Source organism: Anoxybacillus thermarum (assembly GCF_000836725.1).
In the GTDB taxonomy this organism is placed as follows: Bacteria; Bacillota; Bacilli; order Bacillales; family Anoxybacillaceae; genus Anoxybacillus; species Anoxybacillus thermarum.
In genome coordinates this window covers 1-13,946 of record NZ_JXTH01000065.1, presented here as the reverse complement: position 1 = coordinate 13,946, position 13,946 = coordinate 1, and the positions used below count along the sequence as shown (strand labels likewise).

12 protein-coding genes and 3 pseudogenes are annotated in these 13,946 nt (G+C 40.2%); 14 read left to right on the top strand and 1 reads right to left on the bottom strand.

Annotated elements, in window-relative coordinates; translation table 11 throughout:
- The 14 genes and pseudogenes from LH47_RS15465 to ytxC all read left to right on the top strand — a co-directional run.
- Positions 1-146: pseudogene (locus LH47_RS15465) on the top strand (UPF0236 family protein); the annotation flags it as partial.
- A gap of 151 nt (positions 147-297) precedes the next feature.
- A pseudogene (locus tag LH47_RS12480) lies at positions 298-942 on the top strand (winged helix-turn-helix domain-containing protein); the annotation flags it as partial.
- Complete coding sequence (gene pnpS, locus LH47_RS12475; protein ID WP_043967989.1) at positions 935-2,698, top strand: two-component system histidine kinase PnpS; 1,764 nt, start codon at positions 935-937, stop codon at positions 2,696-2,698. The pseudogene LH47_RS12480 and the gene pnpS, both read left to right, overlap by 8 nt.
- Positions 2,699-2,891: 193 nt before the next feature.
- The gene (polA, locus tag LH47_RS12470) at positions 2,892-5,519 is read left to right on the top strand and encodes a DNA polymerase I (RefSeq protein ID WP_043967987.1); all 2,628 of its coding nucleotides are present in this window, start codon (positions 2,892-2,894) and stop codon (positions 5,517-5,519) included.
- Between the two features lie 17 nt (positions 5,520-5,536).
- Entirely contained in the window at positions 5,537-6,352 is an 816-nt protein-coding gene (gene mutM, locus LH47_RS12465; RefSeq protein ID WP_043967985.1) for a DNA-formamidopyrimidine glycosylase, read from the top strand.
- Positions 6,353-6,419: 67 nt separating this feature from the next.
- Positions 6,420-7,043 (top strand): sporulation membrane protein YtaF, encoded by a 624-nt coding sequence (gene ytaF / locus LH47_RS12460; RefSeq protein ID WP_043967983.1) that lies wholly within the window; start codon positions 6,420-6,422, stop codon positions 7,041-7,043.
- Positions 7,044-7,056: 13 nt separating this feature from the next.
- Positions 7,057-7,659, top strand: coding sequence for a dephospho-CoA kinase (gene coaE, locus LH47_RS12455; RefSeq protein ID WP_084221330.1), 603 nt, complete (start codon positions 7,057-7,059; stop codon positions 7,657-7,659).
- A gap of 107 nt (positions 7,660-7,766) precedes the next feature.
- Positions 7,767-8,795 carry a glyceraldehyde-3-phosphate dehydrogenase gene (locus LH47_RS12450; RefSeq protein ID WP_043967981.1) on the top strand — a complete coding sequence of 343 codons (1,029 nt, stop codon included), beginning with the start codon at positions 7,767-7,769 and terminating at the stop codon, positions 8,793-8,795.
- Between the two features lie 241 nt (positions 8,796-9,036).
- Positions 9,037-9,411 (top strand): adenosylmethionine decarboxylase, encoded by a 375-nt coding sequence (gene speD, locus LH47_RS12445; RefSeq protein ID WP_043967980.1) that lies wholly within the window; start codon positions 9,037-9,039, stop codon positions 9,409-9,411.
- A 75-nt stretch (positions 9,412-9,486) separates the two neighbouring features.
- A complete protein-coding gene (locus LH47_RS12440; protein ID WP_021093798.1) occupies positions 9,487-9,879 on the top strand; it encodes a hypothetical protein in 393 nt (130 codons plus the stop codon).
- Positions 9,880-9,940: 61 nt separating this feature from the next.
- Complete coding sequence (gene nrdR, locus LH47_RS12435) at positions 9,941-10,411, top strand: transcriptional regulator NrdR (RefSeq protein ID WP_009361824.1); 471 nt, start codon at positions 9,941-9,943, stop codon at positions 10,409-10,411.
- A gap of 33 nt (positions 10,412-10,444) precedes the next feature.
- Entirely contained in the window at positions 10,445-11,842 is a 1,398-nt protein-coding gene (locus LH47_RS12430) for a replication initiation and membrane attachment family protein (protein ID WP_043967978.1), read from the top strand.
- A gap of 10 nt (positions 11,843-11,852) precedes the next feature.
- Positions 11,853-12,785 (top strand): primosomal protein DnaI, encoded by a 933-nt coding sequence (gene dnaI / locus LH47_RS12425; protein WP_019416701.1) that lies wholly within the window; start codon positions 11,853-11,855, stop codon positions 12,783-12,785.
- A gap of 62 nt (positions 12,786-12,847) precedes the next feature.
- On the top strand, positions 12,848-13,711 hold the full coding sequence (gene ytxC / locus LH47_RS12420) for a putative sporulation protein YtxC (RefSeq protein ID WP_043967976.1): 864 nt from the start codon (positions 12,848-12,850) through the stop codon (positions 13,709-13,711).
- Positions 13,712-13,799: 88 nt separating this feature from the next.
- Here the strand turns inward: ytxC and LH47_RS15460 are convergent.
- Positions 13,800-13,946, bottom strand: a pseudogene (locus LH47_RS15460) (UPF0236 family protein); the annotation flags it as partial.

Here is a 13,946-nt window from a genome sequence, read left to right as displayed (position 1 = left end):
AGTCCAAGCGGGTTGAACAGGCCAAACGGAAGGCAGGACGGTTGTGGGCAGATGTGGTGCGTCAGAATCTACCGTGTCTGCAGCGGTCATCCGGGACGCCGATCCATCAAGCGTTGTCGGCGCTTCGGGATTTTGGTTGGGTGTAAAAAAATGGAATACAATATCATCACTTCAAGATGAGGGATGAGAGTCCAAAAGCGCTTACGATATCAATTCCTGAAAATGGTTCGCTAACTAGTGATTGACAACACCCGTAGTGAACCGAAAAAATGTTCTCCACAAAGTCTTGACTGACTCGCCGGATTTACCGTATTGACAGCTTATGATGGGGAAGAAGGGCTTCATAAAGCATTGGAAGAACGACCTGATTTTATCATTCTCGATTTAATGTTACCAAAACTAGATGGCATCGAAGTATGTAAGCAATTGCGTCAAAAAAAAGTGATGACACCTATTTTAATGTTGACGGCAAAAGACGATGAGTTTGATAAAGTGCTTGGTCTTGAATTAGGTGCTGATGATTATATGACGAAGCCGTTTAGCCCACGCGAAGTTGTCGCACGTGTCAAGGCGATTTTGCGCCGAACGACTATTCATGGAAATGAAGAAAAACAAGAAAATAGTGACGATTCGCTCATTGTCGGGCAACTAAAAATTTTCCCAGATCGTTATGAGGCGTATTTTGCAGAACAAAGATTAGAATTAACTCCAAAAGAATTCGAGCTATTAGCATATTTAGCGAAATATAAAGGGCGTGTATTGACGCGCGATCAGTTACTTAGCGCCGTATGGAATTATGATTTTGCTGGAGATACGCGCATTGTTGATGTGCATATTAGCCATTTGCGTGAAAAAATCGAACAAGATACGCGAAAACCCGTATATATTAAAACAATACGCGGATTAGGGTATAAGCTAGAGGAGCCGAAAGCGGATGAATAAATTTCGCTCTCGGCTATTGCTCGGGCTCGTTTCGGTCATTTTATCTGTTTTATTTGGTCTTGGGCTGTTATTAGGTCAATTATTTCAAAAATTTTATGCGGATACCGTCCATGAACGTATGGAGAAGGAGGCCAAGCTTTTAGCTCTATATATAGAGAATAAATCGTTCCAATCCTCATCGTTTGAGCAAAAATTGCGTGCCATTAGCGATATGTTGTCTGCTCGCATCACCATTGTTGACCGAGATGGGAAGCTTATGTTTGATACGAACAATTACGTATCCATTGATGAAAAACGTCATAAAAAATTGATTCAAACGTTATTAAAACAAGAAGATCGGTCCGTTATATTTGAAGAAGAGCAAGATTTATATTACTATGCGGTCACGTTTTGGCAACGAGATGAACAACTGGGGCATATTGTTCTCAGCTTACCGATATATGCGATCGAGCGGGTAAATGAACAAATTTGGATTTTGCTTACATTCAGCTTAAGTATTGCATTTTTCATTATTCTTTTATTAGGTATTAAAATTACAAATCAATATACAAAACCGATTGAGGCCGCAACAAAAGTGGCGATGGAACTTGCACGCGGCAATTATAAAGCGCGAACGTACGAAAGTCGAGAAGATGAAACGGGGATGCTTAGCCAGTCGCTTAATATTTTAGCGCGCAATTTACAAGAGATGGTGCGCATGCAAGAAATGCAGCAAGATCGTTTGCGAGCATTAATTGAAAATATGGGGAGTGGCTTAATTTTAATTGATCAACGTGGTTACATTTCGCTCATGAACCGTGCGTATAAGGAAATGTTTCATATTGATCCGTCCGACTACGTTCATCGTTTATACTATGAGGCGTTTCCGCATAAGGAAGTTATTGCGCTTGTCGAAGAAATATTTATGACGGAAGTAAACGTACGGAAACAATTGCTTCTTCCTGTCGGTATTGAGCGAAAACATTTTGAAGTATACGGAACACCGATTATTGGAACGAACGATGAATGGAAAGGAATTATTGTTGTGTTCCACGATATTACTGAGCTAAAAAAGCTTGAGCAAATGCGAAAAGATTTTGTAGCGAACGTTTCGCACGAATTAAAAACGCCGATTACATCGATTAAAGGTTTTGCCGAAACGTTGTTAGATGGGGCAATGCATGATGCTCAAACACTTGAATATTTTTTAACGATTATTTTAAAAGAAAGCGAACGATTGCAACATTTAATTCAAGATTTGCTTGATTTATCAAAAATTGAACAACAAGGATTTACATTAAATATATCGGTTGTTGACTTGTACGACGTATTAAAAGAAGTCATTGTCATGCTTGAAGGGAAAGCGAACGATAAACAAATTGCATTATCATGCACATCGAATGCCCCGATTTGTTATATGTATGGAGATTTACATCGTTTAAAGCAAATTTTTATTAATTTAATTAATAACGCCATCGCGTATACGCCATCAGGTGGACGCGTCACTGTTTCCATCGAAAAAGACGATAAACAATTGCATGTTCATGTCAGCGACACAGGGATTGGTATTGAACAAAAAGAAATTCCGCGCATTTTTGAACGTTTTTATCGTGTAGACAAAGCACGAAGTCGCAATTCAGGGGGGACAGGCCTTGGTTTAGCGATTGTAAAACATTTAGTGGAGGCACATCACGGAACGATTTCTGTAAAAAGTGAAGTAGGTGTAGGAACGACATTTACTGTTCATTTTCGCGTTGATGCTTGTTTAGATGAATGATTTTTAACGATATATTTACAAACGATTTACCATATATTAAAAAAATACTGGTAAGATAACAGATGAAAACCCCTTCATCCAAGAAGCCGATTGTCTTGGAATAGGCGAGGACAACGAATGTTCTCGTCTTTTTTCTTTTTTAGCGGGTATCGTGGTAAAATAAGCGTAAGTGAATAAAGAGGAGGTTTTCGGCTTGGCAAATAAATTAGTATTGATCGACGGCAATAGCATCGCTTACCGCGCTTTTTTTGCTCTGCCGCTCTTACATAACGATAAAGGGATTCATACAAATGCGATTTACGGTTTTACGATGATGTTAATGAAGCTCATTGAAGAAGAAAAACCGACGCATATGCTCGTTGCGTTTGACGCAGGGAAAACGACATTTCGTCATGAAGTGTACACAGAATATAAAGGGGGAAGACAAAAGACGCCACCAGAACTATCAGAACAGTTTCCATTTTTACGTGAGTTGCTTGATGCATATAACATCCGCACATATGAACTTGAAAATTACGAAGCGGATGATATTATTGGGACGCTCGCGACAAAAGCGGAAAAAGAAGGATTTGACGTTGTGATTATTTCAGGAGATCGGGATTTAACTCAATTAGCATCTGATCGTATTCATGTGCATGTGACGAAAAAAGGAATAACAGATATAGAACGATATACGCCAGAGCATGTGGTTGAAAAGTACGGATTAACGCCCGCACAAATTGTTGATTTAAAAGGGTTAATGGGTGATGCATCAGATAATATCCCGGGTGTTCCGGGAGTCGGAGAAAAGACAGCGTTAAAGTTGTTAAAGGAGTACGGAACAGTTGAACACGTACTAGCATCACTTGAACATATTTCAGGAAAAAAACTAAAAGAGAATTTACAAACGTATCGTGAACAAGCGCTACTAAGTAAGCAGTTAGCGACCATTCATCGCGACGTTCCGCTCACACTATCGCTCGATGAATTAGCATGGCAGTCATATGATGTCGAACGACTGGCAGCATTGTTTCAAGAGCTAGGTTTTACGTCGCTTATGGATAAAATTGGACATCCTTCACATGAACAACGATCGTTAACGAACATCTCTTTCGTAACGGTACAAACGATTGACGAGCACATGTTGACGAAAGATAGCGCCCTTGTTATCGAAGTGCTTGATGAAAATTATCATCAAGCACCGATTCTCGGATTTGCACTTGTGAATGAGCGAGGACATTTTTTTATCCCGACAGACGTTGCTTTTGCATCTTCTTTATTTCGAGTATGGCTTGAGAATGAGCAATGTAAAAAAAGTGTGTTTGACGCGAAACGAGCAATTGTTGCGCTAAAGTGGCACGGCATTGAATTAAAAGGAATCGATTTTGATTTATTATTAGCGGCATACTTGCTCAATCCGACAGATGCAAACGGGGATATCGCAGCCGTTGCAAAAACGAAGCAATATACAGACGTACAAAGCGATGAAGATGTGTACGGAAAAGGGGCAAAACAGACGGTTCCGCCGACAAATGTATTAGCTGAACATCTCGTACGAAAGGCAAAAGCGATTGCTTCTCTAAAAGAAACATATATTCATGAACTAAAACAAAATGAACAATTTGAATTGCTTATTCACTTAGAGCTACCACTTACGTTCATTTTGGCGCAAATGGAGTTTTACGGTGTAAAGGTGGATGTGAATTGCTTACAAAACATGGGGAGAGAGTTCACCGCTCAGCTCCAACAAATTGAGCAACGCATTTATGAATTAGCAGGAACAACGTTTAACATTAATTCCCCAAAACAACTTGGAACGATTTTGTTTGAGAAATTACAGTTGCCGATTGTAAAAAAAACGAAAACAGGTTATTCCACATCGGCGGATGTTTTAGAAAAATTAGCGCCATACCATGAAATCATTGAGCAAATTTTACATTATCGTCAACTCGGAAAATTACAATCGACGTATGTAGAAGGATTAATGAAAGTAGTGCGTCAAGATACAGGAAAAGTGCATACAATTTTCCAACAAGCATTGACGCAAACAGGGCGCTTAAGTTCAACGGAGCCTAATTTACAAAACATTCCGATTCGCATTGAAGAAGGAAGAAAAATTCGTCAAGCGTTCGTCCCATCTTTTGATGATTGGGTCATTTTTGCGGCTGACTATTCGCAAATTGAGTTGCGCGTGTTAGCCCATATTGCCAATGACGAAAATTTAATTGCCGCATTTCATCATGATCTCGACATTCATACGAAAACGGCGATGGACATTTTTCATGTAAAGGAAGAAGAAGTCACCGCACATATGCGCCGGCAAGCGAAGGCGGTCAATTTTGGTATCGTTTACGGCATTAGCGACTACGGATTGTCGCAAAACTTAGGCATTACACGCAAAGAAGCAGCGGAATTTATTGAGCGATATTTTCAAAGTTATCCAGGTGTCAAACGATATATGGAAGAGATTGTACAAGATGCAAAACAAAAAGGATATGTCACGACGCTACTTCACCGTCGTCGCTATTTACCGGATATTACAAGCAGCAACTTTAATATTCGTAGCTTTGCTGAGCGGACAGCGATGAACACACCAATTCAAGGAAGCGCTGCCGATATTATTAAAAAAGCGATGATTGATTTAGCGACACGTTTACATGAAGAACAGTTACAAGCGCGTCTATTATTGCAAGTACATGATGAACTTATTTTAGAGGCTCCAAAAGATGAAGTTGATTTGTTGAAAAAAATTGTCCCAGATGTGATGGAAAATGCGGTATCATTACGTGTTCCACTAAAGGTCGATTACCACTTTGGACCGACGTGGTATGATGCGAAGTAAGGAAAGGATGAACAAACATGCCAGAACTACCTGAAGTGGAAACGGTGCGGCGCACGCTTATTCCGCTTGTTGTAGGCAAAACGATTGAACGTGTGAAAGTACATTGGGAAAAGATCGTCCAACATCCTGACGTAGAAACATTTTGCGATCGATTAAAAGGACAGACGATTTATGATATTGAGCGACGGGGGAAATTTTTAATTTTTCAATTGGATGATGTCGTTCTTGTGTCCCATTTGCGTATGGAAGGACGCTACATATACGAAAAAGAAAATGCCCCATTTGATCGCCATACGCACATCTTTTTTACATTTACAGATCGTACCGAACTTCGTTATCGCGATGTGCGTAAATTTGGAACGATGCATTTGTTCAATAAAGGGGAAAACGTTCCACCTTTATCAAACATCGGCATCGAGCCGCTTGATGAACAGTTTACTGTTTTATGGCTTACCGATCAGCTTCAACGAACAAAGCGAACAATAAAAGCGGTATTGCTTGATCAAACGGTTGTTGCAGGGTTAGGAAATATTTATGTTGACGAAGTGCTATTTCGTTCCTCCATTCATCCAGAACGTATCGCAGCTACGTTAACAGTGCAAGAAATAGAAGCGTTACATGAAGCGATCGCTGAAACGATACGAGAAGCAATTGAAAAAGGGGGAAGTACGGTTCGAACGTACGTCAATACGCAAGGGAAAATAGGAACATTTCAAACGCAATTGTACGTATATGGGCGTGTAAACAAGCCGTGCCGACGATGCGGGGAGCTCATTATCAAAACAACGGTCGCAAATCGCGGTACGCATTATTGTAAACATTGTCAAACATAGTGTAAGAACATTGCCTAGGCCTCTTCCATATACTATGGTAGTTTTTCAAAGGAAGGGGCAGGCGCTTATGATCACATGGTCTTTATTTTTACTTGCTTTAGCTGTTAGCATCGACGGTTTGACTGTCGGCATTACGTACGGTATGCGGAATGTACATCTTCCGCTTCGTTCGTTACTCATTATTTCGCTTTTTTCGTGCCTGACTTTTTTAGTGGCGATGGGCATTGGGCGCATCATATATACGTTTTTTCCATCAACTGTTGCGAATGCAATGGGTGGAAGTATATTGATCGTATTAGGATTATGGATGATCATTCAATTTATCCTTAAACGAGATGACAATGAAGAAAAGTTTCTTATGAATGTAGAAATTCGTCCGCTCGGTATTGTTATTCAAATTTTACGCAAGCCAACGATGGCTGATTTTGACCGATCAGGTACGATTACAGGGATGGAAGCTGTATTTTTAGGTGTTGCTTTGTCTCTTGATGCGTTTGGGGCAGGAGTGAGCGCAGCGCTTTTAAATTATTCTGTAACGTTTACGACATTTCTCGTTTGTTTGCTTAGCTTTAGCTTTTTATTTAGCGGTTTAAAAATTGGTAAGTCGTTTAGGAAATATGACTGGCTACAAAAATATTCGTTTTTACCTGGAATTATGCTCATTGTACTTGGCATTTTTAAAATGAGGTAGGAGGGGACAGTAAGTGTTAACGATCGGTTTAACAGGGGGGATTGCGAGCGGAAAAAGCACGGTCGCGGCGATGTTCCGCGACTTACATATTCCTGTCATTGATGCAGATGAAATCGCTCATCGTGTCACAGCAATAAATGGTGAAGCGTATAAACCTATTGTTGAAACGTTCGGGCACGACGTTTTGGATGCAAACGGCGCGATTGATCGCCGCAAGCTCGGTGCGATCGTGTTTGATAATGAACAAAAACGAAAACAGTTAAATGCCATCGTTCATCCTCTTGTGCGCAAACATATGCTACAACAAAAAGAACAATATGCGAAACAAAAGGAAAAGGCAGTTGTTCTCGATATTCCTCTTTTATTTGAAAGCAAATTAGAGCATCTTGTTGATCGCATTCTCGTTGTATATGTCGATGAACAAACCCAGCTTCATCGACTTTGTGAGCGCAATGGCTTTTCGGTTGAAGAAGCACGGGCTCGCATGAAAGCACAAATGCCGCTTGAAGAAAAAAGAAAGAAAGCCGATGCAGTGATCGATAATAACGGAACGATAGAAGAAACGAAACGACAATTGTATGCATGTTTAGTACGTTGGGGTGTTCTTGGAAAATAGGACGCCCTTTTTTTATTTTTTTATAGCATAAACATTTTAAAAGTGTTATACTATTTTTGTAGATAATGAACAAATAGTATAACATATATATTGAAAGGAGCTATATAATGAAAGCGAGAGTAGCGATTAACGGATTCGGACGCATTGGACGGATGGTGTTCCGAAAAGCGATAATTGAACAAGATTTTGATATTGTAGCGATTAATGCGAGCTATCCGCCTGAAACGTTAGCTCATTTAATAAAATATGATTCAAACCATGGCAAATTTGATGGGGAAGTCATTCCGGTTGAAGATGGACTTATTGTGAACGGGAAAAAAGTACAGTTGCTCAATTCCCGCGATCCACGCCTGCTTCCATGGGGAGAGCTTCAAATCGATATTGTCATTGAGGCGACAGGAAAGTTTAATGCAAAAGAGAAAGCAATGATGCACATCGAAGCAGGGGCGAAACGCGTCATTTTAACAGCCCCAGGAAAAGATGAAGATGTAACAATTGTCATCGGTGTAAATGAACATATGCTTTCTCCCGAACATATCATTATTTCAAATGCTTCATGCACAACAAATTGTTTAGCTCCGGTTGTAAAAGTGCTTGATGAAGCATTCGGCATTGAAAATGGGTTGATGACAACTGTGCATGCATATACAAACGATCAAAAAAATATTGATAATCCGCATAAAGATTTACGCCGTGCCCGTTCGTGTGCACAATCGATCATTCCAACAACGACAGGTGCAGCGAAAGCGTTGGCGCTCGTATTGCCACATTTAAAAGGAAAAATGCACGGCATGGCATTGCGCGTTCCAACGCCAAACGTTTCGCTTGTTGATGTCGTTGTCGATGTAAAAAAAGATGTAACGGTCGATGAAGTAAACGAAGCATTTATGCAAGCAGCACGTGGATCGTTAAAAGGCATTTTAGATGTGACGATGGAACCGCTCGTATCGATTGATTTTAATACGAATCCACACTCCGCGATCGTCGATGGATTATCAACGATGGTGATTGAAAATCGGAAAGTAAAAGTATTAGCATGGTATGATAATGAATGGGGTTATTCGTGCCGCGTTGTTGATTTAACAAAGCTTGTTGCAAAACAGTTGTCAAAAAACGAAGCGGTTGCGATGTCATAACGCTGGCATTCCAGCGTTATTTTTTATGCCTAATTTCATAAAAAACAAAAAACAATATTGAAAAAAAGATATAAACGAAGTATACTATTTTTCGTGAACTTCTTGAACGCATGGTAATGTGACTACTTAAAGGGTTAGGACCTCTTTGGACTAACTTTCCCCCGTGGTAGTTATACATTCCAGAAAGCAAAAGAAATTCATCGTTTATTTTTTTCAAAATTTATTAAAGGGGGATACGATCATGGATACAATGGGTCGTCACGTTATCTCAGAACTTTGGGGATGCGATTTTGATAAGTTGAATGACATGGAGTTTATTGAAAAAACATTCGTTGATGCAGCGTTAAAGTCAGGTGCGGAAATTCGTGAAGTTGCATTTCATAAATTTGCACCACAAGGCGTTAGCGGCGTTGTGATCATTTCTGAATCACATTTAACGATTCACAGTTTTCCTGAACACGGATATGCGAGTATTGATGTGTACACATGTGGAAATTTAGATCCAACGATTGCTGCTGACTATATTGCAGAAGCGTTAGGTGCGCAAACACGTGAAACAATTGAATTGCCTCGTGGCATGGGTCCGATTGAAATTAAACAAGCAAAAGCTTTATAATAAAATGTAAGAGGAAAAGAGGTGTAGATTCTGCACCTCTTTTTTATCATTCATTGAAAGGTGAGGAGACGAAAGGTGAAGTGGAAATACGTATTAACGAATCATAATGAGACATCGGAACGTCATCCGGATGAGCAGTTGAAAAGCCGTTATTATAAAACGACGCAAGCGGCTGCATTAAAAGAAGTGAAACAATTGTTCGAGCAAATGGACGGCTATCATATTGTGGCGATCTCAGAAGAAAGAGGAGAAATGAGCGTATCGCTTACGAAAGGAAAAAAAGCATTTATCGTCGTCACAGTCATTTCTGTTCGACCGTTTGAAACAGCTATTGATTTTTCTGTGACGACAGAAACAAAGTGGTTGCCAATCGACTTTGGATTTAGCCGTCAACTTATTATTCGTTTATATGATCAATTAGCTAAACGATTAACATACATCGGATCGGGAATATATAGTGAGAAGTAGTTGTGCATGCGCCTTTTTTTGTCTACTATAAGGGTAAGATTACTGTCAGGAGTTGATACATATGAAATGCCCATCGTGTCACCATCATGGGACGCGGGTACTTGATTCCCGTCCAGTCGATGAAGGGCGTTCCATTCGCCGTCGGCGCGAATGTGAACGTTGCCATTTTCGTTTTACAACGTTTGAAAAGGTAGAGGAAACACCGTTAATTGTCGTGAAAAAAGAAGGAACGCGAGAAGAATTTAGTCGTGAAAAAATATTGCGTGGGCTGATTAAAGCATGTGAGAAGCGACCGGTTGCCCTTGAACAATTAGAGCAAGTGACGCAGCAAATTGAGCGAGAATTGCGTAATAGCGGCATAAATGAAGTCAAAAGTGAAACGATCGGTGAAATGGTAATGGAAAGATTATCAAAAATTGATGAAGTCGCTTACGTTCGTTTTGCCTCTGTATATCGACAATTTAAAGATTTAAACGTCTTTATTGAAGAATTAAAAGAGCTCATTAAAAAAGAACAAGGAGAAAGGGCATAATGTGCTCTTTTTCATATGAAGAAGGTCGATAAGATGGAATATAGTTGGAAAGAGTTAATTGCGGTCGACCGATATATTGTACATGCGAATGGAATTTTAAGCGAATTAGACCGAAAAGTATTGACGCTTTTATATCAACCTTTGATTGGCGCTCAAGCGTATAGCTTATATATGACGTTATGGAGCGAACTTGAGCAGGCGCGTTTATGGAGCGAGGAGACGACGCATCATAGCCTAATGGCGATTATGCAATGTAGTTTGCCGACGATATATGCCGAGCGTTTAAAACTTGAAGGAATCGGGTTGTTAAATACGTACATGAAACGAACGAATGAAGACGATGAACGGGTATTTATTTATGAGCTGCTTCTTCCACTTACACCAGAACAATTTTTCAACGATGGCGTTTTAAATGTATTTTTATATGACCGTGTCGGAAAAACAAAATTTCAAAAGCTGAAAAAGTTTTTTTCCGATCGTGCCATTGATCGTACGTCATTTACACCGATCACTCGCTCATTTCACGATGTCTTTTCATCTATCCAACCCGAAAAAATGATTCATAAATTAAGTGATGAAGCGAAACAAGAAGTGATGCTTCAAGATGGACAGCAGTATATAGGAAAAGAACGAGCGATATATAAGATGCAAGATGATATATTTGACTTCGATGCCTTTTACGCTGGACTATCTCATCACCTCGTACCACGACGTGCGATTACTGAAAAAGTAAAAGATGCAATTAAAAAGCTTTCTTTTCTGTATGGGATCGGTCCTCTTGATATGCAAAAAATCGTGATGGGCGTCATCGATCCCGCTGAACAAATTGATATTGAAGCATTACGAAAAGCAGCGCAAGAATGGTATCAATTTGAACGTGGTGAAGCGCTTCCGCGTCTATATGATCGTGTACAACCGTTAGCAGAGCGAACGATGGCACATGCCGAACCAAAAAATGAAGAAGAATATTTAATGAAACAGCTTGAAACCGTTTCGCCGAGACAATTGCTTATGGATTTTTCTGGTGGAGTTGAACCGGCATTAGCTGATTTACAGTTGATTGAAGATATTATGTTTAAACAAAAATTGCCGCCAGGTGTCATGAACGTGCTCATTTACTACGTCATGCTGCGGACGGATATGAAGTTGCCGAAAAAATATGTTGAAAAAATTGCGAGTTCATGGGCGCGAAAAAAGGTACGTACGGTGAAACAGGCGATGGAATTGGCGAAAAAAGAGGCGCGGGAATATGAAACATTTATGAAAGAAAAAGAGCAAAAAGGCGCTAAAAAACCGATTCGTACCGAACTGTTGCCAGATTGGCTGCAGACGGACTATTCACAATTTGAGCGAAAACAAGTGAAATCAGAAGAAGAGCTAGAACAAAAACGGCGCGAGTTGGAAGAACGGTTGAAAAAACCGAAAAGTTAGGGGATAAACGATGAAACCAATTCGGGAAACAATTCACCATTTGATGAATCGTCACGATTTTAAAGAGCGGTATGAGGCGATGAAGCGCGACATTTTACGTGATCCTCATGTTCAAACATTTTTGCGTGGCCATCACGTGACGGATGCGATGTTAAATCGTCATCTCGGTAAATTGTACGAGTTTGTGCAACAAAGTAAGCATTGTGAACGTTGCCAAAGCTTAGAACAATGTCCGAACTTACTGAAAGGTTATACGCCTCATTTAATTTGGCAAGGGAAAAACATTGACGTGCAGTATGAGCGGTGTGCTCGTAAAGTGCAAGATGATGAACGAAAAAAACAACAGTCGCTTATTCGTAGTTTATTTATTCCGCGCGATATGTTGCAAGCCTCGTTTGACAAGCTAGAAACGGACGATCTTGGGCGAATCGAAGCGATCGAGCTTGCGAACACGTTTGCATCGACATATGAAATAGGCAAGCGAATGAAAGGACTATATTTATATGGATCGTTTGGCATCGGAAAAACATATTTGTTAGCGGCGATGGCAAATGAGTTAGCCCAAAGGCACATTGCATCATTTCTTGTGTACGTGCCAGAGTTTGTTCGCTCGCTAAAATCATCACTTCAAACGGATGCATTTCAAGATACGATTGAATATGCAAAGCAAGTACCCGTTCTGATGCTTGATGATTTAGGAGCAGAATTAATGTCAAGCTGGTGGCGCGATGAGGTGCTCGGTCCGATTTTACAATATCGTATGCTTGAACATTTGCCGACATGTTTTACATCAAATTTTGATTTAAAACGTCTGACGCATCACCTTGCTCACTCACAGCGAGGGGAAGAAGAGCAAGTAAAAGCGGCACGAATCATTGAACGAATTGTCTATTTAGCTACTCCGATTGAAATGAAAGGAAAAAATCGCCGAATGGAACTGTGATAAACAAACGGTGTTCCCCATATATATAAAACAAGCATGTTTCGGGAAAAGGGGGGGCACCGTTGATTTATATCGTATTTCAAAATGGACAAGATGCACAACGCCTATTTGCACAGTTAAGCAAAGCACCGCAACCATATGGGAAGTTGCTTTATGATGACAAGACAATTACCGTTTTTTTTCATGAACGGGATGTTGCGCATATGCGCGCATTGTTCATTCCTATTTTTGCTTCATGTATCATTCGAACGTTTGAAGCACGTTGGATTTTATCGATCATTTCGCGAACGTTTTTTTATGAAAATGAAGAAGAACAACAACAAATTTTGCAGCTTACGTATTCGTTTATTGATGGCGAAAGGCATGATTATCGTCTCGGAAAAAAGATGAATATACCGCGTGAGCAACTTATTGCTCAATCGTTACATGAATGTTTACATGAAGGGGTGTTTTCGTTTGAGTCGCTTATGACTTTTCGCTTAAAGCCGTATTATGATCGGCTTATGCATTATGTCGAATTAGCGATTGACGAATATAAATTAGAACAAGAATACCAATCGTTTGTTCAACTGTTGCGCGAAATCGTGGTGTCGCGCCAGCCACAAATGAGCATTCTTCATTTAGTATATGAAAACGAAACGTTTCAATTTTTTGATGACCAATTTTTTTACTTGTCGCCTCAGCAATTAAAGCAGTTTATTGACCGTCGATTGATGGTGAGTCAGCCGATGTACATTGATACGTCTGTATTAGCGCCGCTCGTATCGATAGCGCCAGAAAAAATATATATGTATACAAATGTGACAGATGTCGGAATGATTCAAACGATTCAAAATGTGTTCCAAGAGCGAATGGAGCTGCGAGAGTCAGTCAAGACTTTGTGGAGAACATTTTTTCGGTTCACTACGGGTGTTGTCAATCACTAGTTAGCGAACCATTTTCAGGAATTGATATCGTAAGCGCTTTTGGACTCTCATCCCTCATCTTGAAGTGATGATATTGTATTCCATTTTTTTACACCCAACCAAAATCCCGAAGCGCCGACAACGCTTGATGGATCGGCGTCCCGGATGACCGCTGCAGACACGGTAGATTCTGACGCACCACATCTGCCCACAACCGTCCTGCCTTCCGTTTGGCCTGTTCAACCCGCTTGGACTT